The organism is Agrobacterium sp. ST15.13.013 (assembly GCF_027956525.1).
GTDB classification, from domain to species: domain Bacteria; phylum Pseudomonadota; class Alphaproteobacteria; order Rhizobiales; family Rhizobiaceae; genus Agrobacterium; species Agrobacterium salinitolerans.
On the sequence record NZ_JAQKGP010000006.1, the window covers coordinates 17,152 to 37,357 of the forward strand.

Below are 20,206 nucleotides of genomic sequence, written 5' to 3' on the forward strand. Positions count from 1 at the left end.
TATTTCAGGGAGATATAGATGAGTGACAGGGATCTTCGCGTAACGCTTGTGCAGGCCGATCTGGCCTGGGAAAACATCGAGCGGAATTTGCAGCAGTTCGACCGGCATCTCAATGAGATCGAGACGACGGATCTGATCGTCCTGCCGGAGATGTTCACCACAGGTTTCAGCATGAACCCGAAGGCCGTGGCGGAACCCATGGATGGGCAGGCAGTAAATTGGTTGCTGGAAACCGCACGCCGGCATGACGCGGATATCGTCGGCAGCGTGGCGATTGCTGAAGACGGCCGTTATTTCAATCGGCTGATCTGGGCGCGTCCCGACGGCACGCTCATTCATTACGACAAGCGGCATCTATTCACCTATGCAGGCGAGCACGAGCATTATACGCCGGGGCAGGCGCAGCAGTTGATCGAGCTAAAGGGCTGGAGCATCGCGCCTTTCATCTGTTTCGATCTGCGCTTCCCGGTCTGGTCGCGCAATCGCGGCCAATATGATGCTGCGATCTATATAGCGAGCTGGCCCGCCCGGCGGGCCTCCCACTGGAAAACGCTGCTGCCGGCCCGGGCCATCGAAAACCAGTCCTACGTCATCGGCGTCAACCGCATCGGTATCGACGGCAATGATCTCTCCTATGACGGCGACAGCATGGTCATCGACCCCCTGGGCGAGACATGTTTTCACGCCAATGTGAACGCAACCGTGCATCAGCAGCGGCTCTCCCGTCAATTGCTGGATGAAACCCGGACGAAACTGCCTTTTTTGCGCGAATGCGAACGCTTTGAATTGACCGCCTGATGCCGCTGGCAACCGAAATTCGGTCGGGGCGGGTGCTCCTCCGCCCTCCATTCGCCTCTTACGGGTAAGAGCGGGTTGACAAGGGGCCGCGATATAATTAATGGACTAAGCGCTCAATTAATTTATGGGAGCAATCATGGCCCGCAAGCTGGATCCAGCCAAGCATGAAGCCAAGCGGCAGCAAATTCTTGAAGCCGCCATTACCTGCTTCGCACAAAACGGCTTTCACCAGACGACAACGGCGCAGATTTGCGCGGCGGTTGGCATGAGCTCCGGCAATCTCTTCCACTATTTCGACAGCAAGGAAGCGATCATTGAAACGATCGTTGCCGAAGAACGTCGGGAAACCGCTGACTATTTTGCCGAACTCGGCGCGGCGGACGATCAGTTCGGTGCGATTTTGGGTTTCGTCGACGCCTCGCTGGAGCTTGCGACCGATCCGACCTATGCCCGGCTGGTGCTGGAAATCGCTTCCGAAGCCATTCGCAACCCAGCCATTCATGCGCTTGTACGCACCGCAGATCAGGAAATTCGCGCGGGCATCGCCGATCTTGTGCGCAAGGGAATGGAACGGGGACAGATCGACACCAACCTCGACGCCGAGCGGGCCGCCACCTGGATCGCGGCGTTGATAGACGGTGTTTTCTCGCGTCTGGCGGTCGATCCCGATTTCCAGCCACTTAAAGAAGCTGAGATGATGCATCTGATCGTCGGCCGCTTCCTATCGGCACGGCGATATTCCAAAGCAGCGGATGAAACCGGCCAATGTGCGACGCCGGCAACGGCTGGGGCATAGGCCCGTACCGAATAGTCCTGGAAAACCGGACTGCGGTTTTCATTTTATGTCTCCGGCAGCCGCCGACATGCGGCGGCTGGCTCGCTTGTATCTATGAGAAATCCGATCGTTGATGCGTGGATTTTGACAGCTAGTTTTCACCAACTCAACCAAAGATGTCTGAATTATGAAATTTCAACGTAAAGTATATTAATGCTTTTCAATTGAATGAATATGTGTTTTATACGGTATCAGACACTTAAGTTCGAAATTAACTTACGAATATACTTAATAAATATTCCGATAGCGGAGTTTTTATTTCGCCTATTTACGCGCTAAGACGCGATTATTTCGAATTACATCCTGATTTTTCTTGTCTCTGACGGGAGCGTTGCTTTCCGTCCCCAGGGAAGGACTATTATTGTGATGCTGCAGAACCACACACCTACACCGCCCCCTCTGGATATCGCGATCGTCGGCATGGCCAGCCATTTTCCCGATGCGGCCGATCTTTATGATTTCTGGTCCAATATCGTGAACGGTCACGACGCGATCCGCGACGTCGAAACGGTCGATCCGGTGGAATATTGGAAACCGGAGGATTATTACGATCCCGATCCACGCGCTGCCGACAAAGTCTATGGCCGCAAGGCCGGCTTTGTGCCACCGATCAATTTCGATCCGGTCGGTTTCAAGTTGCCGCCGCTGATGCTGCAATCGATCAGCACGGCGCAGCTTTTCGCGCTGCATGTTGCTAAACAGGCCATGGCGGATGCTGGTCTCCTGGGGCCGGGGGCCGACAAGGTCGACCGCGACCGGATCGGCGTCATTCTGGGCGGCTCCGGCAACGGCAATACGGCGTTTTCACTGGCGGTGCGTCAGCAAATCCCGTTCCTGCGTAATATCCTCCTCAATAGCGGTTTGTCCGCGGAGGTGGCGGAAGACACGGTCGAGCGATTGCAGGGCCTGTCGCTGGAATGGAACGAGGATAGTTTTCCCGGCTTTCTCGGCAATGTGGCCTGTGGCCGCATCGCCAGCTATTTCGATCTCGGCGGCACGTCCTACATGGTCGACGCCGCCTGCGCGAGCAGTCTCGCCGCCATCAAGGCCGCTATCGGTGAATTGACGGATGGCAGCTGCGACGCCGTTCTGACCGGCGGCGTCAATCTCGAAAATTCGATTTTCTCTTTCCTGTGCTTCAGCAAAACGCCGGCTTTATCGAAAAGCAACCGATCGCGGCCCTTCGACAAGAAATCGGACGGCATGATGCTGGGCGATGGCGTCGGTTATCTGGTGCTGAAGCGGCTTTCGGACGCCGAGCGTGACGGCGACCGCATCTATGCGGTGATCCGGGCGCTCGGCGCTTCCAGCGACGGCCGCGCCAAGAGCATTTTCGCGCCGCGTTCGGAAGGTCAGGTAAAGGCGCTGAAGCGCGCCTATGCCCAGGCGGGATTGACGCTGGCCGACATTCAGTTGATCGAGGCGCATGGCACCGGCACGGAATCCGGCGACGAGACCGAGATCAAGAGCCTCCTCAGGCTGTCCGAGGAGCAGGGTATCGATGGGAGCCATTCCATCGCCATCGGCAGCATCAAATCGCAGATCGGCCATACGCGTTGCGCGGCCGGCGCGGTGGCGATGATGAAAGTGGCGCTCGGCCTTTATCACAAGGTTCTGCCGCCGACGATCAATGTGGAGGAACCGACAGAGGCTCTGACCCGGCCGTTCTACATCAATACGCTGGCGCGCCCGTGGATGCGCCCGCCGGGCGGCGAATTGCGGCGCGGGGCGCTCAGCGCCTTCGGTTTCGGCGGCACCAATTTCCACGTCATTCTGGAAGAATACGAAGCGGAAACGCGCGAAGAGGCCTATAGGCTGAGCCGGTCGGCGCAGGTTCTGGCGTTTCATGCGCCGACACCCGCCTTGCTGGAGGCGACGTGCCTAGACGCTCTTTCGCAGCTTTCCGGGGAGGCGAAGGCTGCCTTTTTCGAGGCACATCTGGCGGATGGCGGCAGGCTCGCCCCTGCGCCATCCTCCGCCCGTCTCGCTTTCGCGGCAGCGACGCCGGAAGAGGCGCATGAACTTCTGGCGCAGGCCGTGCCCCTGCTGCAATCCGGGTCTGACAAGGCGTTCGAACATCCGGCTGGCATCTATTACCGGCCCGAGGCGGCGCCGGTTGCAGGCCGTATCGTTGCGCTTTTCCCGGGGCAGGGCGCGCAATATGTCAATATGGGCGCGGGCGTGACCCTTGATTATCCTGAGCTGCGTCAGGCGGTGGAGGAGGCCGATGCCGTGGCGCTCGCTGCCGGCTTTCCGCCTTTGTCGGCTGTCATTTACCCCCAGCCGGCCTTTTCCGATGAGGAAACTCTCGCGCAGGCCCGCGAGCTGACCCGCACCGCCAATGCGCAACCGGCCATCGGTGCGGTGAGCGCCGGCTACTTCCGGCTGCTGCGACGTCTCGGCTTTGCGCCTGATTTTGTCGCCGGGCACAGCTATGGCGAGTTGACCGCGCTCTGGGCGGCGGGCGTGCTTTCGGATGCGGATTTTCACCGTGCCTCGATAGCGCGCGGCCGCGCCGTCGAGATGCCGAGCGGCTTTGCCGATCCGGGTGCGATGCTCGCCGCGCAGATGCGTCAAGAGGAGGCAGGAGAATTGCTTGCCGCCGTCCCGGATATCGTGATCGCCAATGACAATGCACCGGAACAGCTTGTTTTCGGCGGTTCCACGGAAGCCATTGCGCGCGCTCATGCCTGGCTTTCGCAGCGTGGCCGCCGCAGCCAGACCCTGCCCGTTTCGACAGCCTTCCACACGTCCTATGTCAGCCATGCGGCCGATCCCTACCGGGAAGGTATTGCCGGCGTCGAATTCACAAGACCGCGCTGCGCGCTTTATTCGAGCGCGACGGCCGAACCCTACGGCGATGACCCCGCGCATTATCGCGATGCGCTGGTGGGGCAGCTCGTACAGCCGGTGCGTTTTCGCGATATGATCGAGCGGCTCTACGCCGATGGCGGTTATCTGTTCGTCGAGATCGGTCCCAAGGGCATTCTCGGCAAACTGACCGCCGACATTCTAAAGGGCAAGCCGCATGCGGTGGTTTCGCTCAATCCAAGCGCCAATGGCGAAGAAGCAGTGCAATTGCGCAGGGCGCTGGCGAAGCTGGTGGTGGAGGGCGTGCCCCTTTCCGCGGCTGACCCTTACGCCCGCAAGCGTTCGCCGGAGGAGCGGCCGGACAGGCAGGCTTCCAGCTTTACCCTTCAGGGCGGTTTTTACCTAACCGAGAAGAACCGCAAGCGACGTGAACATGCGTTGCGCCACGATACGCGCGTGGTGGAGAAATTCCTCGCCGAGCGCACCGCCCGACGCGGGACCGAACCGTCCGTTTATCCGCCGCCCCAAACCGCGCCTCAGCCCGTACAGAACGCTCCCGCACTGGTTGCAGAACCCGTCTCCCCCAATTTGTCCTCCTCCACTCAGCCCTCCCATGCCACTGACAGGATCGAGATAACAATGACGCGCCAATCCGAGAATATTCCGAAGCCGGACCAGATGGACAGGCAGATCGAAAGCCAGAATTTGCTCAGCCAGCTTCACCAGCAGTTCCAGACCAACCAGAAAGATTATATCGACATGCTGGGGTCTCTGGTCAGCAAGCAGCACAGCCTGCTGGAGAAGTTCCACGGCCATCCGCAGATGGAGAGCATGACCACAAGTCTGGCCCGCAGCCTGCAATTGCTGGAGCGCAATCAGGAACTCTACCATTCCAACCATGAGCGATATTTCGACAACCAGATGTCGCTGATGAGCGGCGAGGCGGTCCGCAGCCGTGCGCCTGTGCCTGCCCTTTTGCCGAACACGCTAGAGATGCCGAATCCGGCGGAACCGCTGGCATTGCCGCATCATCAGAGTTTGGCGCCCGCGCCGCAGACGGAGACAAAGCCCGCCATTGTGTCGGCTACGCAGCCGTCCGCTGCCCCGGTTACGGCCATTGTCGCTCCGAAACCGCTTGTGCCGACAATGTCCGTTCCTCAGTCAATGCCGGTGGCTGCTCAGGCTCCGCTTCTCAGCGCCGAGGATCAGTCGCGAATCGCAGTCCTTGAAGCCATAACCGAAGAGCGGCTGATCCGCGAATTAACGGAAATCGTCAGCGAGCGCACGGGATATCCGGTCGACATGATCGGCGACCAGATGGATCTGGAGGCCGATCTCGGCATAGACTCCATCAAGCGTCTGGAAATTTTCGGCGCGATGTTCGACCGTCTGTCGAATGGCACGCGGCTTCTGGACGATGCGGACAAGAACCGCAACGACGAGAATTTCGATATCGAAACCATGAGCAATATCGCCAAGATGACGCAGTTCTTCCTGCGCACCATCGGCGAATTGCTGGCCGATATCAAAGGCGTGTCACCCGTGACCGCCGTTACGGAAACGCCGAAGCCTGCCGCCCCCGCCAGCGCGTCTGCCGCGGTCGGTGCTTCCGTCGTTACCCTCCAGCGTCTCGGTGTGGTGACATCCACGAAGCTCTCCGGCACGGGCGACGAGGAGGACTCCCAACCAAAAAAAGCTTTGGCTGAGCAGGATGCATTCGCGCCTCTTGCTCAGCCGGTTATCGCCGCCCCTGTCGTCTATCGTCAACTTGTGGTGCGTCAGGACCTTTCGCGGCCGGACAGAATGCCGCTGGCGCTCGCCGCCGGCCGCATCTGGCTTATCGTCGATGACGGCAAGGGATTGAGCGAGATATTGGCCGCGTGCCTGATGGGGCAGGGGCAGAAAGTCACCCGTATTCAATTGTCCGCGCCGGCAAAACCGGCAAAGGGCAAAAGAACCGCAAAGCAGCAAGCTGCCGGAACGGCCGTGGAGGGTGTGAGAGATTACAGTCTCCAGGACCGCGGCAAAGCGGCCATCGAGACTTTGATCGCCGAAATCGAACAGGCGGAAGGTCCGATTGGCGGCTTCATCCATCTGCAACCTGCAACTGGAGCGGCATCGCTCGGTGAAGTCTTTGCCGAGGTCTGATATGACGCCGCCGAGACGCTATTCACAATGGCCGGCGTCCTGCAACCGCGACTGACGCATGCAGAGGGGCGCAGCACCTTCTTCGCCGTCAGCCAATATGACGGTGCGCTGGGAACGGCGGGCAGGGGCCTCTTCAACGCGGCCGGCGCGAGTGTCGGCGGATTGGCGAAATCGCTCGCCGTCGAATGGGAAGACGTCTTTTGCCGCTGGGTGGATATTGATCCGGACCTCACGGCTGAAGAAGCGGCCGACCTCATCATCGAGGAGCTGGAAGACCCGCAGACGGCGCTGGTGGAGGTTGGACGCGGTTCTGAAGGATCCCGTATGACCCTGACAGGCCGCGCCGAACCGGTGACAACCCAGCAGGAGACCGGGCTCAATGCGGACAGCGTGCTGCTCGTCAGCGGCGGAGCGCGCGGAATTACCGCCGATTGCGTGATTGCATTGGCCGAACGTCACCCGGTCCGTTTCGCCCTGCTGGGACGCACGGATATCGATGCGCCGCTGCCCGAATGGGCCGAGGGCATCGAGGGCGATGAGGCCCTCAAGGCGGCGGCGATTGCGGCCATGCAGGCCGAAGGCGAACAGCCGACGCCGGTAAAAGTGGAAAAAATGCTGAATGGCCTGCGCCATGCGGCACAAATCCGCCAGACCTTGGTCAGGATCGAAGAACTGGGCGGCAAGGCGGCTTATTTCGCCTGCGATATCGCCAACGCGAATGATGTCGAGCGCACGGTCGTCGCCGTCGAGGAAACCCTCGGCAAGGTTACTGGCATCATCCATGGCGCTGGCCTTTTGGCCGACAAGCGTATCGAGAAAAAGACCGCTGAGGATTTCACCGCGGTTTTCGATACCAAGGTGCGCGGCCTGCAAAACCTCATGCAGGCGCTCCGGCCGGAGGCAATAAGGCATCTGGTGCTGTTTTCGTCCGTCTCAGGTTTCTTCGGCAATGCCGGGCAAACCGACTACGCCATGGCGAACGAGGCGCTGAACAAGTTCGCGCATATGTTCAAGGCGAACTATCCCGATGCTTTCGTCCGCAGCATCGGCTGGGGTCCGTGGGATAGCGGCATGGTCAATGACGTGCTCAAGAAGGCGTATAGTGAGCGCGGGCTGGCGATCATTCCGGTGGAAACGGGTAGCAGGTTCTTCGCCGACGAGTTCGGCTCCGGCGAGGCTGCGCAGATCCTGGTGGGCGGCGACAGCTACAAGGTGGCGTACACAGTCAAGACGATAACGGCCTCGCGCATTGTCGAACGCGTCGTCAATCTCGATACCGCGCCCTTCCTCGCCGACCATGTGGTCGACGGGCGGTTCGTCCTGCCGGCGACGGCGGCAGCGAGCTGGCTGGTGAAGCTAGCGGAAGACATGTTGCCCGGCTACCGTTTCGAGACCCTGCTCGGCTTCAAGGTTATCAAGGGCGTTGCTTTGCATAGCGGGGAAACCTGCCTTCTGGAGGCGCAGATCGAACCGGCGGTGGCGACCCATGGCCTGGCTGCCGGCGACCGGCATGCGCTGACGATCTCGGTTTTCAGCGGGTCGGGTTCCGAACGTCACAACCGCTATATCGGCACCGTGGTCCTGAGCCGTGAAATGAGCCTTCGCCCGCGCCTCGGTTCCTTCGATCTGCGCAAAGATGATGAGCCGCTGGGTTATCCGCTCTATGGCACGCCGCAGGAAGGCCCGCTGCTGTTCCACGGTCCAAGTTTCCGGGGGCTGCGGGAGGTGCTGAATGGCGGCGACCATGGCCTGACGCTCGCCTGTAAACTCACGCCGGTGGAAGAAGCGATGCAGGGGCGGTTCCGCACCACATCCTTCAACGCCTATATCGGTGACGTCTTCATGCAGGCGCCGTGGCTGTGGTTGATCCTCGGCAGCGACTATGCCGGATTGCCTTCCGCCATCGGCCGTGTCGACCGGTTCGCCACGCTCGGTTTCGGTGAGCCGTTCTTCCTCTCCATGACGATCAAATCCCTCACACAGGCAAGCCTGCTGGTGGATATCGCCGTGCATGACGAGGTGGGGCAGCTTCATTTCCGGCTGTCGGATGTCCAGTTCACCATTTCCCGGCAATTGCGCGCGCGGCTGGTGGGACGTGAAGAAAAGGTCGAGGCGGCTGAATAGCCGCCCGACAATTCTTCGGAAAAGCGAAGGCTTTCCGGGGCACCCGTAACAACAGGCAGAGAGACGCATTCCACATTCCGCTTCTGGTCGTTCAGGCCGGGAACGCTCTCTTCTGCGCGCAATTTGACGAAGGACTATGGCGATGGGACAGATAGCAATCACGGGGCTCGGATGCGTTTTCCCAGGAGCGGATTCGCCGGACCGTTACTGGCGCAATCTGGTCGAGGGCAGGGACTGCACCTCCCCGCTTTCCGCCGTCGAACTGGGCGTCGATCCCGCCCTTTATCATCATCCCGAGCCGGGAACGCCAGACCACATCTGCTATACTAGCAATGGACATGTGCGTGACTTCCGTTTCGATGCCGAGGGTTACCGGCTGCCGGCCAATGAGCTTCGCGCGCTCGATCCGCTGTTTCACTGGACGATGCATGCCGCACGTCAGGCGCTAGAGGATAGCGCCGCGTTGCCGAAGCGCTGCGGCCTGATCGCCGGCAATATCGGCATGCCGACCCATTCGGGCAAACGCCTGATGTCGGGTTTCTATCATCGCATTCTCGAACCCTATCTGCGCGAATTGCTCGACAGGCCGGATTTTTCCTTTGCTTCCTATTGGGATGCCTCGGGGCTTTCCGGTCTCAACCTCATGACCGGCAGCCACAATGCCACCATCGCGGCTCTGGCGCTCGGCCTGTCCGGCCCGACCTATGCCATCGATGCGGCCTGCTCCTCGGCGCTTTATGCGATCCGCGTCGCGAGTTCCTACCTTCTCGACGGCAGCGCCGACATGATGCTGGCCGGGGCGGTCTGCCATGCCGATCATATTTATCTCGACCACGGCTTCAACGTGTTGCAGGCGTTTCCGTCCGATGGGCGTTCCGTTCCCTTCGACCGCGCTTCGCAGGGGCTGAAGGCCGGGGAGGGCGCTGGCATCGTGGCGCTGAAACGTTACGAGGATGCACTCCGTGACGGCGACCGGATTTACGGCGTCATCGAGGCGATCGGCATTTCCAACGATGGCGGCGCCAAACATATGCTGCTGCCGGACCCGCATGGGCAGATGCTGGCGCTGCAGCGCGCCTATGCCGGCATTTCGCCCGACATCGACTATCTGGAATGTCATGCGACCGGCACGCCGGCCGGCGATCAGGTGGAGCTTTCCACCATCGAGCGTTTCTTCGGCGAAACCAAGCTGCCGCTTCTTGGCGCAAACAAGGCCAATAACGGCCACAGCCTCACCGCATCCGGCATGGCTAGCCTTCTGAAAGTGCTTCTGGCCATGCGCCATGATCTGATACCGGCGACGCTGGATATCGAGAACCTCGTCGCCACGCCGAAGGGCCTCGTCAACCGCGACCATATCGTGCGGGAAAACCACCCCTGGGCAAAGGGGGGAAAACCACGCCGCGCCGGCATCAACGCCTTCGGTTTCGGCGGTGTGAACGGCCATATGGTGCTGCGCGAACATGTTGCCGATGGGGCCGTTCCGGTCGCCGCGAGCACGCGGGTCGTGGCTCCGGCAGAACTGGATATTGTCGGCATCGCCATGGCCCTACCGGGAACTGACAATGTGGAAATCTTCCGCGAGACCATCACCACCGGACGCCAATGGTTCCAGCCCCTGCCGCGCACGCGCTGGCTCGGCCTCGAGCAGCGCCGCGATATTCTCGCCATCGGCGGCATGGATGAAGCGCCGGAGGGCGGTTATATCGAGAGCTTCGATTTCGATTGCCGCCATTTCAAGCTGCCGCCCAAGGTCATCGGCAATCATCTTCTCGCCCATGCCTTCTTGTTGCCAGTGGCCGAGCGGGCTTTTCTCGATGCGGGTTATGCGCTCGACGGGCAGAGACGCAATATTGCGGTGATCGTCGCAAGGGATGTCGATCATAGTTGCCTGCGCTATCAGGCACGCAACGAGATCGGTTGGCAATTGCGCGATAGCCTCGATCGGTGCGGCATTACGCTTTCCGCCGAGCAGATGCAGGCGCTGCAGAGGATCGTCAAGGACAGCCTGTTTCCGGAACCCTTCCCCGAAGGGATCACCGGCGGGGTCGGCAATATTGCAGCAAGCCGTGTCGCAGCGCATCTGCGGCTCGACGGTCCGGCCTTCGCACTCTGCTCGCATGAAAGCTCGGCTTTCAAGGGGCTGCAACTGGCACGCTACATGCTCTCCGAACATATGGTCGACGCCGTCATTCTGGCCAGCAGCGCCTGCGATGGCGGGCTGGAAAACATGGTCTATGCCACACCCCATCGCAGCCAGCCGGTGGGCGAGGGCTGCGGCGTCCTGATGCTGGAAAAGGCTGGGAGCGGGGCGGCGGGCCGGGCCTATGCACGTCTGCGCGCGCTTGAAATACAGCATGACACGACCCCCGGCGTGAGCTTCCTGCCATCGGCGGATGCGGTGGCCCGTACGGCGCAGGCCTGCCTGCAAAAAGCGGGCGTCGCACCTGCGGATATCAGCTATATCGAGCGCTACAGCATGGCGCAGGACGCGGAGGCGCGCGTCGAGGCGGATGGGCTGGAAAAGGTCTATGGCACGTCGGTTCCGGTTGGAAGTTCCAAGAATAATTACGGACATCTCGGTGCGGCGTCCGGCATGCTCAGCCTGATCAACACGGCGCTGGCTCTACATTACGGCCTGTCGCCGCGATCCACCAACGGGCGGCAGCTGGCGGCCGTCAGCGGCATGGGTGTCGACCGGGCCTATGCGCATATTGTGCTCGAAAGTCCGGCCTCGGCGCGGCCGCATGCCACGGGTCCATCGGTGAAGGCGCCGGCGGCCGATCCGCTGCTGGTCAGGGTTTTCACCGGACGGGAACGCACCATCCCCGAGGTCATTCTCGATCCCGCCAATATCGCCCTCTTTCAAAAATCACGGTTCGGGACGCCGCATCGGCCGTCCCCGGCGGTGGTGGCCGAATCTTTCCCCAAACCGGTTACCGACTGCCTCCAACGCCTGCCGCTGGACTGGCAGCAGAGGCAGGCGGTCCGCAATGCCCGCACAAATCTGCGCTTCATGCAAACGGAACAGGTGTTCTATCGTCGCCTGCGCCATATGATAGCCAGCGAAACGGTCGTGCCTTCGCGCCCCGTGCTGTTCGACGAAGCGCAACTGGTCGAGCTGACGGACGGTTCGGTGAGCCGCGTGCTCGGGCCGGATTATGCACTGGCCGATAGCTACGCGATCCGCACACGTATGCCGTCACCGCCCTATATGTTCGCGTCCCGCATCACCGATACGACCGCAAAAGCAGGAGCGCTGGAGCCGTGCCGCATCGAATGGGAACTCGATCTGCCTGACGACGCCTGGTTCATGTGCGAGGACAAGGTTCCGGCTTTCGTGGCGCTGGAATCCTCGCATGCGATGATCGTCGCCTTCACGCTCATCGGCTGCGACCAGCTCTTCAGGGGCGAGTTGCGCTATCGGGCGGTGGACAGCCGCACCTTCGTTTACGGCGAAATGCCGCGCACCGGCGAATTGCTGCGCGGGCGGGTGGATATCAAATCCTTCCTCAAGGTCGGCCGCAATATTCTGGTCTCCTATGAATATTGGTGCCTTGCGGATGAGCGGCCCGTCTTCCGTCTGGAGGCGAATTCCGGCTTCTTCCTGCCGCGCGATCTGGAACGGTCCAAGGGCGTGGATCCAGCGCCTTTCCTCAAGAATGACGGCCCGGTGCGAAACCCGTTCACGCCGCTTCTCACCTGCGCGAAACAGCATTTCGGCAATGCCGAGATCGAGGCGCTGGGCGCTGGCAATCCCGCCGGCTGCTTCGGACCCGACTATCGAACCGACGCCGTTCCGCCAAAGCTCTGGACGCCAATGGCGCGGATGCTCGACCGGGTCGTCTCCGTCGACCCGAAAGGCGGGGCGTTTGGCCTCGGCTTGGTGGTGGGCGAGCGCGATATCGATCCCGACCATTGGGCTTTCAGGGCGCATTTCAAGAACGACCCCTGCCTGCCCGGAACGCTGCTGGTGGAAGGCTGCGAACAGCTCCTCAAATTCTACCTCGCCTATCTCGGGCTTTATTCGGCTCCCGGCCTCCATGGCCACACGCTGACCGATCACCAATACAGCGCCAAGTTCCGCGGCGAGGTGAAGCCGCAGCACGATATGCTGCGCTACCGGCTGACCTGCAAATCGATCGACGTCGCCTATGGCGAGGATGGCGTCACGCTGGAGGCCGCATCCTTCGTTTTCGTCGCCGAGATCATCCACAAGGACAATGTCATCGGCATTTGCGACAATCTCGGCGCCGGTTTTTCCCGTCGCCGCAACGACCAATCATCATGGGTGGCCGCAGCATGAACGAGAACCTGCACATCAATTCCAAACCGCTACTGCGGGCATGGCGAAAACAGGCCGGTAGCCCCGCTTCCATCGAGACGACCGGCCGGCTTCTCGCCGATCTCGGTCGCCGGCTCTATGTGGTGAATGCCGGCGACCGGCTGTCGCTTGAAACGACATGCAACGACGCGCAGGCATGCGAGGGCATGGTGCCGGCGCTGGAACCGCAGCAGCTCGGCGATCCAGCCTTCCTTCACGATTACGGCGTGCGCATGGCCTATTACGCCGGCGCAATGGCGAATGGCATCAATTCCGAGGACATGGTGATTGCGCTAGGCCGGCAGGGGCTTCTCGGCTTTCTCGGTGCGGGCGGGCTCGGCCGCGAGCGTGTCGCATCGGCGCTGGCGCGCATCGGCGCGGCTCTCCCACATGGACCCTGGGGCGTGAATCTTCTTCACAATCCCGGCGATGCCGAATGGGAGATGGACGTGGTGCGCCTGTGCATCCGCCACGGCGTCAGGGTTGTGGAAGCATCAGCCTATATGAACCTGTCGCCGGCCGTTGTTTACTGGCGTGCGTCCGGGCTTGCCCAAAATGGGCAGGACGGCATCGACATCCGCCACCGCATCATCGCCAAGGTTTCGCGGCGCGAGGTGGCGCAGCATTTCATCCATCCGGCCCCGGAAAAAATATTGGCGAGGCTGGTGGAGGACGGCCTGATATCTGCCGATCAGGCGGAGATGGCGGGCGAGGTGCCGATGGCAGACGATATCACCGTCGAGGCCAATTCCGGCGGCCATACCGATAATGGCGTGCTGAGCTGCGCCTTTCCTTCCATTGCGGCGTTGCGTGACGACATCGTCGAAACCCGCGGCGAGGCGTTCCGCGTCCGTATCGGTGCGGCGGGCGGTATCGGCAATCCGCAGGCGGTTTACGCCGCTTTCGCCATGGGCGCGGCCTATGTCTGCACCGGTTCGATCAACCAGGCCTGCATCGAGGCAGGCACCTCGCCACAGGTGAAAGCGCTGCTCGGACGCGCCAAAATGGACGATGTGGCGATGGCGCCATCCGCTGACATGTTCGAGATCGGCTCCAAGGTGCAGGTGCTGAAGGGAGGCACCATGTATGCCATGCGTGCGCAGAAACTCTATAATCTCTACAAGCAATATGACGGCCTCGAAGATATTCCGGCCGCCGAGATCGCCGGTCTGGAGAGCGTGATTTTCCAGAAATCGCTGCCGCAGGTCTGGGAGGAGACACGGCAGTTTTTCAAGGCGCGCGGCAATCCCAAAATTCTCGAAGCGGCGGAAGCGCATCCGAAGAAACGTATGGCGCTGGTCTTCCAGTGGTATCTCGGCCAATCCTCCCGCTGGGCGATTTCCGGGGCGAAAGCCCGCGCGGTCGACTACCAGATATGGTGCGGCCCGGCCATGGGCGCGATCAACGAGTGGCTGCGCGGCAGCCCCTATGAGGCGGTTGAAAGCCGCTCAGTCTTCACAATCGCTGATCTTATGATGCGCAATGCGGCCTATCTGGCGCGGCTTGCCGCCCTTAAACATGCGGGCATGCCGGTGCCGGAAGCGCTTTATCGTTACCGGCCTTGGGCGGGCCATTCCGCGCCGCACCTCATGCCGTCCTCACCAAACTCCTCCCTGCCAATCGGAACCGTCCCGGCAGCATAGCCGGCCCAACTGGAGAAAGCACAGCCATGATCACAGATACAGACAGCAAGCTGACGCTGAAGATTTCGCGCGATTTCTACAAGCGGCTCTGGGAACTGATGCCGGGCGGCACCCACTATAATTTCGGCGATGCCGAGCGCGCCTTCGTCGTGCCCTTCAACAAGGGCCGCAATTCCCGCGTATGGGATCTGGATGGCAACGAACATCTGGATTTGTTCTGCAAATTCGGCGCGCTTTTCGTCGGTCACCACAACGAGGCCTATAATGAGGCGCTGATCCACTACATGGAAAAGGTCACGTCCGTCGATACCTGCGATCTGGAGATCGAGGTGGCGGAGTTGATGATCAAGCACATCCCCTGCGCCGAGATGGTGCGCTTTTGCCTCAGCGGCACGGAGGCGGTGCAGAATGCGCTGCGGCTGGCGCGCGGTTTTACCGGCAAGAACCGTTTCATCCGCTTCCATGGCCATTATCACGGTAATGCCGACAACGTCATGGGTTTCCGCAAGAAGGACAATCTCGATTTTCCCGTGCCGGAGAAATACCAGGGCGACATGCTCGATACGCTCGGCCGTGCGGAAGGTGTGCTTGAAAGCCAGAGCTTCATGCTGCCGTGGAACGATATCGATGCGCTGGAAGCCACCATCCGCCGTTACGGTAATGAGATCGCGGCCGTGCTGATGGAGCCGATCTGCATCAATGGCGGCGGTATCTTCCCGGTCGAAGGTTATCTGGAGCGGACGAAGGAACTGTGCGAAGAGAATAATATCGTTCTGATCTTCGACGAGATCATTACCGGCGTGCGCCTCGGCCTCGGCGGTGCGCAGGATATTCTCGGTGTGACGCCGCATCTCGCCACCTTCGGCAAGGCGCTCGGCGGCGGTTCGATGCCGATTTCCGCCATCGCCGGCCGGCGCGACATCATGGACCTCTATACGCGCGGCAAGGTCATCCATGCCGGCACGTTCAACGGTTATCCGCTGGGTCTCGCTGCGATCAAGGCGACTTTCGACATCGTTGAAAAGGATCCCGGTTGCTACGACCGGATGCGCCGCTACACCGAGCAGATCTCGGGCGTCTTTACAAGGGCGGCGAAGGCTGCCGGCATGCCGCTCGTCATTCAGGGCATGCCGACGGCGCTGGTCTATCACTCGCAGGAAGAGCCGGTGGATCGTTCCGAGGGCTATTCGCACAAGGTGAAATTCTGCGACATCATCATCCGCGAGGTGAGCAAGCGCCACGGCATCCAGTTCTCGCCGCTTTCGCGCATCTATTCCAACCTCCTGATGAACCAGGACGATGTGCATTTCTTCGAGGAACGCATTTCCGATGCGCTCGTCAATGCGCGCAAGGTCATGGAAATCGCCTTCAAGGACGAGGAAGTCGCGTGAGCCAGCAAATTGCGGTCGTGACAGGTGCTTCCGGGGGCTTCGGCGCCGCCATTACCCTCTCATTGCTGGAGGTGGGTTATGCTGTGGCGGCAACGGATATCGACGTCGCCGCGCTGCAACGCCTTGCGCGGGAGGCCGGCAATCCCGAGCGGCTCGGCATTTTCGCCATGGATGTGACGAACCATGGCAGCGTCGAGCAGGCGTCGGGCGCTATTGCCGATAAAATGGGACTGCCGGTGACCGTGCTGGTCAATAATGCCGGCATTCTCGACCGCACCTATTGCGTCAACGATCGCAGCCAGACGCAGTCCCGCAAGGTCATCGACGTCAACCTTGCGGGCGCGTTCAACTGCACCGGCGTATTCACGCGCTCCATGGTGCGCCAGCGTTACGGGCGCGTCATCAATATTGCATCGATTGCGGGCATCTGGGGGGCAGGGGGCGGGGCGGCTTATGCCGCCTCCAAGGCTGGCCTCATCAAGGCTTCGGAATCCTGGGCGCAGGAGCTTGGCCAGTTCAACATCAGCGTCACGGCGATTGCGCCGGGTATCTGCAAGACCAACATGTCGAAGCCTTTCGAACAGGAAGGCATCAACGACACGGTGGCCGATGAACGTCTGGTGCGCTCCATCGTGCCGGTCGGGCGCTGGGGCACGCCTGAGGATGTGGCGGAAGTCGTGACTTTCCTTGCCACCTGCAAAACCAATTATCTCAATGCCGCGGTGATCCCCATGGATGGCGGCATGCGGGTCGGAACGCTGTGAACGGAGATCGGCGATGACATATGGGAACGATGTGGAAAACATCCTGCTGACCGGCGCCACCGGCGTGATGGGCGGCCGTTTGCTGCAGGAACTATTGAGCGCGACGAAAGTGACGATTTATTGCCTTGTACGCGCGGCCGATGCGGCAGAGGCAAAAAGCAAGATTGAAAGCGTTTTGTTCTGCTACGATGAGGAGCGCAGCCTGAAGCAGGAGGCCGACGCGCGCATCGTGCCGGTTCTCGGCGATGTTTCCCGGTCCAATCTAGGCTTGCAACGGCAGGTGTGGCGCGATCTTGCCGCCAGGATCGACCTTGCGCTGCATTGCGCGGCCAATGTCAATCTGATCGCCTCCTATAGCAGGATTGCGCCGGTCAATGTCGGCGGTTCGGCTAACATGGTGGAGCTGTGCCTCGAGGGGAAAATTCCCCTTTTGCACACATCGAGCTTCAGCGTCATTGGCGACAAGATCTATGAGGATTTCACGCTTTATGAGGATGCGCTCGATGTCGGTCAGCGTTTTCCCGACATGGATTATGAACGCTCCAAATTCGAGTCGGAAAAGCTGATGCATGCCGCCGGGCAAAAGGGCCTCGATTTCATTATCGTGCGGCCGGGCAATATCTGGGGCGACAGCCGCACCGGGCGTTATCCGTTGACGCAGACCAAGGTGAAGGGCATTTATTACGAAGCGGTGCGCGCAATCGTGGAAACCGGCTTCACCTTCGCGTCTGATGAGGATTTCGACATCACGCCGGTCGACTATGTGGCGCGGGCAAGCCTTCACCTCGCCATGAACTGGCGTGTGCATAACCGCCGCACCTTCAATCTCGTCAACCCGAAGCCCATCGACTGGAATACGTTGGTGGAACAGGTGCGCGATTGCGGCTACGTGATCCGCGAACTCTCGCGCGACAATTATTTCGATGCGCTCAATCAGGGCCGGATGCTGCGGGAGGGCAAGGCATACAGCTCGGTCTTCACCGATCTGCTGTCAATGCTGGGAAATGGCGACTATGTACGCGACAGCGGCAAATACGATACTGCCAACACCCGGAAGGCGCTCGCGGGAAGCGGGATAAGCTGCCATGAATGCGATGTCATGCTGATGATGCGCTATCTCGACTATGCCTTCGAAAAAGGTTTTCTGCCGCTCGCCGGTAGCGGCTTTCCGCTGGCCGAAATTTCCAGGACCGTCGTGCCGCGCGGTTTCATGGAACGGCTTTACGACGCGAAGCTGGTTTAAGCGCGTGCACGGGCAGGGCGAGGGGGATTCCTTCGCCCAACCTGTCGACCATGACGATATTCGGTACTTGACACATTCAATATATCCATTATTCTGGATTTATGGATAACAGTAGTGCAATCACCGCGCTTGGCGCGCTCGCCCAATCTACCCGACTGGAGACCTTCCGGCTTCTCGTGCGCCACGAGCCGGATGGCATTCCGGCCGGTGAGCTTGCGCGTCTTCTCGCCGTTCCCCAGAACACGATGTCGGCGCATCTCGCCACGCTTTCCCGGGCCGGTCTGGTCAAGAGCGAGCGGCAAAGCCGGTCTGTCATCTATCGTGCCGATCTTGACGGGTTGCGCCTGCTGACCCTGTTTCTGCTGAAAGATTGCTGCGGTGGTTCGACCGAGCTTTGCGCGCCGTTGATTGCCGAGCTGACGCCCTGCTGCAGCTTGCAGGCGACGCCGTCATGAACGCCGCCTGGCTGGTGTCCATCATCTCTTCTGCTTCGATCGCGGGGCTTGCCAGGCCACCGATCTAACCACGGACCGAAACCATGACCGATAAGATCTATAACGTGCTCTTTTTGTGCACGGGCAATTCCGCTCGCTCCATTCTTGCCGAATCCATTCTCGCCAAGGAAGGTGAGGGGAGGTTCAATGCCTATTCGGCCGGTAGCCAGCCGAAGGGAGAGGTAAATCCTCACGCCCTGAGGGAACTGGCCGTGCTGGGTTATCCGACCAGCGGGTTCACCTCGAAAAGCTGGGACGTGTTTGCCGGACCTGATGCGCCACGGATGGATTTCATCTTCACGGTGTGCGACAGCGCCGCCGGCGAAGCCTGTCCGGTCTGGATCGGCCATCCGATGACTGCCCATTGGGGGATAGAGGATCCCGCCGCTACGGTCGGCTCTGAGATCGAGGTTCAGCGCGCCTTCGCGCAGGCCGCTCGTTTCCTCAAGAACAGGATCGCGGCTTTCGTCAGCCTGCCGCTGCAATCCATCGATCGTATGGCGCTGGAGACCCGGCTTCGACAGATCGGTGCACTGGATGGAACCACCAATCCTGAAGGAAAGTCGGCCTGATGTCCCTGTTCGAACGTTATCTGACCGTCTGGGTGTTTCTGTGCATTGTCGCCGGTGTGGCGCTCGGCCATCTGATGCCCGGTGTCTTTCAGCTCATCGCTGCGGCCGAGATCGCCAAAGTGAACATTCCGGTTGCGATCCTGATCTGGCTGATGATCATTCCGATGCTGCTGAAGATCGATTTCCGGTCTCTTTCGCAGGTCGGCATGTTCTGGCGCGGCATTGGCGTGACCTTGTTCATCAACTGGGCCGTCAAGCCGTTCTCGATGGCGCTGCTCGGCTGGTTTTTCATCGGCTGGCTGTTCCGCCCTTATCTTCCGGCCGGTGAGATCGATTCCTACATTGCCGGGTTGATCATCCTTGCCGCGGCTCCTTGCACGGCCATGGTCTTCGTCTGGAGCAACCTTACGCGGGGTGAGCCGCTGTTCACGTTGTCGCAGGTCGCGCTCAACGATGCGATTATGGTCGTGGCTTTTGCTCCCGTGGTCGGCCTGCTGCTCGGTCTTTCCGCCATTACAGTGCCGTGGGCTACGCTTCTTCTTTCCGTTGCGCTTTATATTGTCGTTCCGGTCATCCTCGCGCAACTGGTCAGGCGCCGGCTCATGGCTGACGGAACCTCACGGACGCTGGATTACGTTCTCGCGAAATTGCAGCCGATTTCGCTGGCGGCGCTGCTTGCGACACTGGTTCTTCTCTTCGCTTTTCAGGGCGAGCAGATCATTGCCCAGCCGGCCGTCATCGGCCTCCTTGCCATCCCCATCCTCATCCAGGTCTATCTGAATTCGGGGCTCGCCTACGTCCTGAACCGCATGACGGGTGAGCGCCATTGCGTCGCTGGGCCTTCCGCACTCATTGGCGCCAGCAACTTCTTCGAACTCGCGGTCGCGGCTGCCATCAGCCTGTTCGGGTTTCAGTCGGGTGCGGCGCTGGCAACCGTTGTCGGCGTCCTCATAGAAGTTCCGGTCATGCTTTCGGTCGTCTGGATCGTGAACCGCTCGAAGGACTGGTATGAGGCTGCACCCGCCGTTTCCCGAACGATAACGACCGAAAGGCAATGAC

Annotated in this window: 12 protein-coding genes; all 12 read left to right on the forward strand. The window is 60.6% G+C overall.

The features are described from left to right. The first annotated feature begins 18 nt into the window (after nt 1-18). Nucleotides 19-798, forward strand: coding sequence for an amidohydrolase (locus PL597_RS08050; RefSeq protein ID WP_137410295.1), 780 nt, complete (start codon nt 19-21; stop codon nt 796-798). 136 nt (nt 799-934) lie between these two features. Further along, nucleotides 935-1,594, forward strand: a complete 660-nt coding sequence (locus PL597_RS08055) for a TetR/AcrR family transcriptional regulator (protein WP_269825679.1) — start codon at nt 935-937, stop codon at nt 1,592-1,594. 405 nt (nt 1,595-1,999) lie between these two features. Next, complete coding sequence (locus PL597_RS08060; RefSeq protein WP_271364924.1) at nt 2,000-6,592, forward strand: type I polyketide synthase; 4,593 nt, start codon at nt 2,000-2,002, stop codon at nt 6,590-6,592. Nucleotides 6,593-6,619: 27 nt separating this feature from the next. Further along, nucleotides 6,620-8,716: an SDR family NAD(P)-dependent oxidoreductase gene (locus tag PL597_RS08065; RefSeq protein WP_271364925.1), complete on the forward strand. Its 2,097-nt coding sequence runs from the start codon at nt 6,620-6,622 to the stop codon at nt 8,714-8,716. 142 nt (nt 8,717-8,858) lie between these two features. After that, the gene (locus PL597_RS08070; RefSeq protein WP_271364926.1) at nt 8,859-13,022 is read left to right on the forward strand and encodes a hotdog fold thioesterase; all 4,164 of its coding nucleotides are present in this window, start codon (nt 8,859-8,861) and stop codon (nt 13,020-13,022) included. Further along, complete coding sequence (locus tag PL597_RS08075; protein WP_271364927.1) at nt 13,019-14,683, forward strand: PfaD family polyunsaturated fatty acid/polyketide biosynthesis protein; 1,665 nt, start codon at nt 13,019-13,021, stop codon at nt 14,681-14,683. Before PL597_RS08070 ends, PL597_RS08075 begins: the two co-directional genes overlap by 4 nt. Before the next feature lie 26 nt (nt 14,684-14,709). Beyond that, on the forward strand, nt 14,710-16,074 hold the full coding sequence (locus PL597_RS08080; protein WP_217004753.1) for an aspartate aminotransferase family protein: 1,365 nt from the start codon (nt 14,710-14,712) through the stop codon (nt 16,072-16,074). After that, nucleotides 16,071-16,838 carry an SDR family NAD(P)-dependent oxidoreductase gene (locus PL597_RS08085; protein WP_269823945.1) on the forward strand — a complete coding sequence of 256 codons (768 nt, stop codon included), beginning with the start codon at nt 16,071-16,073 and terminating at the stop codon, nt 16,836-16,838. The genes PL597_RS08080 and PL597_RS08085 overlap by 4 nt, the downstream gene beginning before the upstream one ends. 13 nt (nt 16,839-16,851) lie before the next feature. After that, nucleotides 16,852-18,081 (forward strand): thioester reductase domain-containing protein, encoded by a 1,230-nt coding sequence (locus PL597_RS08090; RefSeq protein WP_271364928.1) that lies wholly within the window; start codon nt 16,852-16,854, stop codon nt 18,079-18,081. A 101-nt stretch (nt 18,082-18,182) separates the two neighbouring features. Next, entirely contained in the window at nt 18,183-18,536 is a 354-nt protein-coding gene (locus PL597_RS08095) for an ArsR/SmtB family transcription factor (protein WP_271364929.1), read from the forward strand. Nucleotides 18,537-18,619: 83 nt separating this feature from the next. Then, nucleotides 18,620-19,147 (forward strand): arsenate reductase ArsC, encoded by a 528-nt coding sequence (locus PL597_RS08100; RefSeq protein ID WP_077982309.1) that lies wholly within the window; start codon nt 18,620-18,622, stop codon nt 19,145-19,147. Further along, nucleotides 19,147-20,205 carry an ACR3 family arsenite efflux transporter gene (arsB, locus tag PL597_RS08105; RefSeq protein ID WP_077982310.1) on the forward strand — a complete coding sequence of 353 codons (1,059 nt, stop codon included), beginning with the start codon at nt 19,147-19,149 and terminating at the stop codon, nt 20,203-20,205. The genes PL597_RS08100 and arsB overlap by 1 nt, the downstream gene beginning before the upstream one ends. The last annotated feature ends 1 nt before the right edge of the window (nt 20,206 follow it).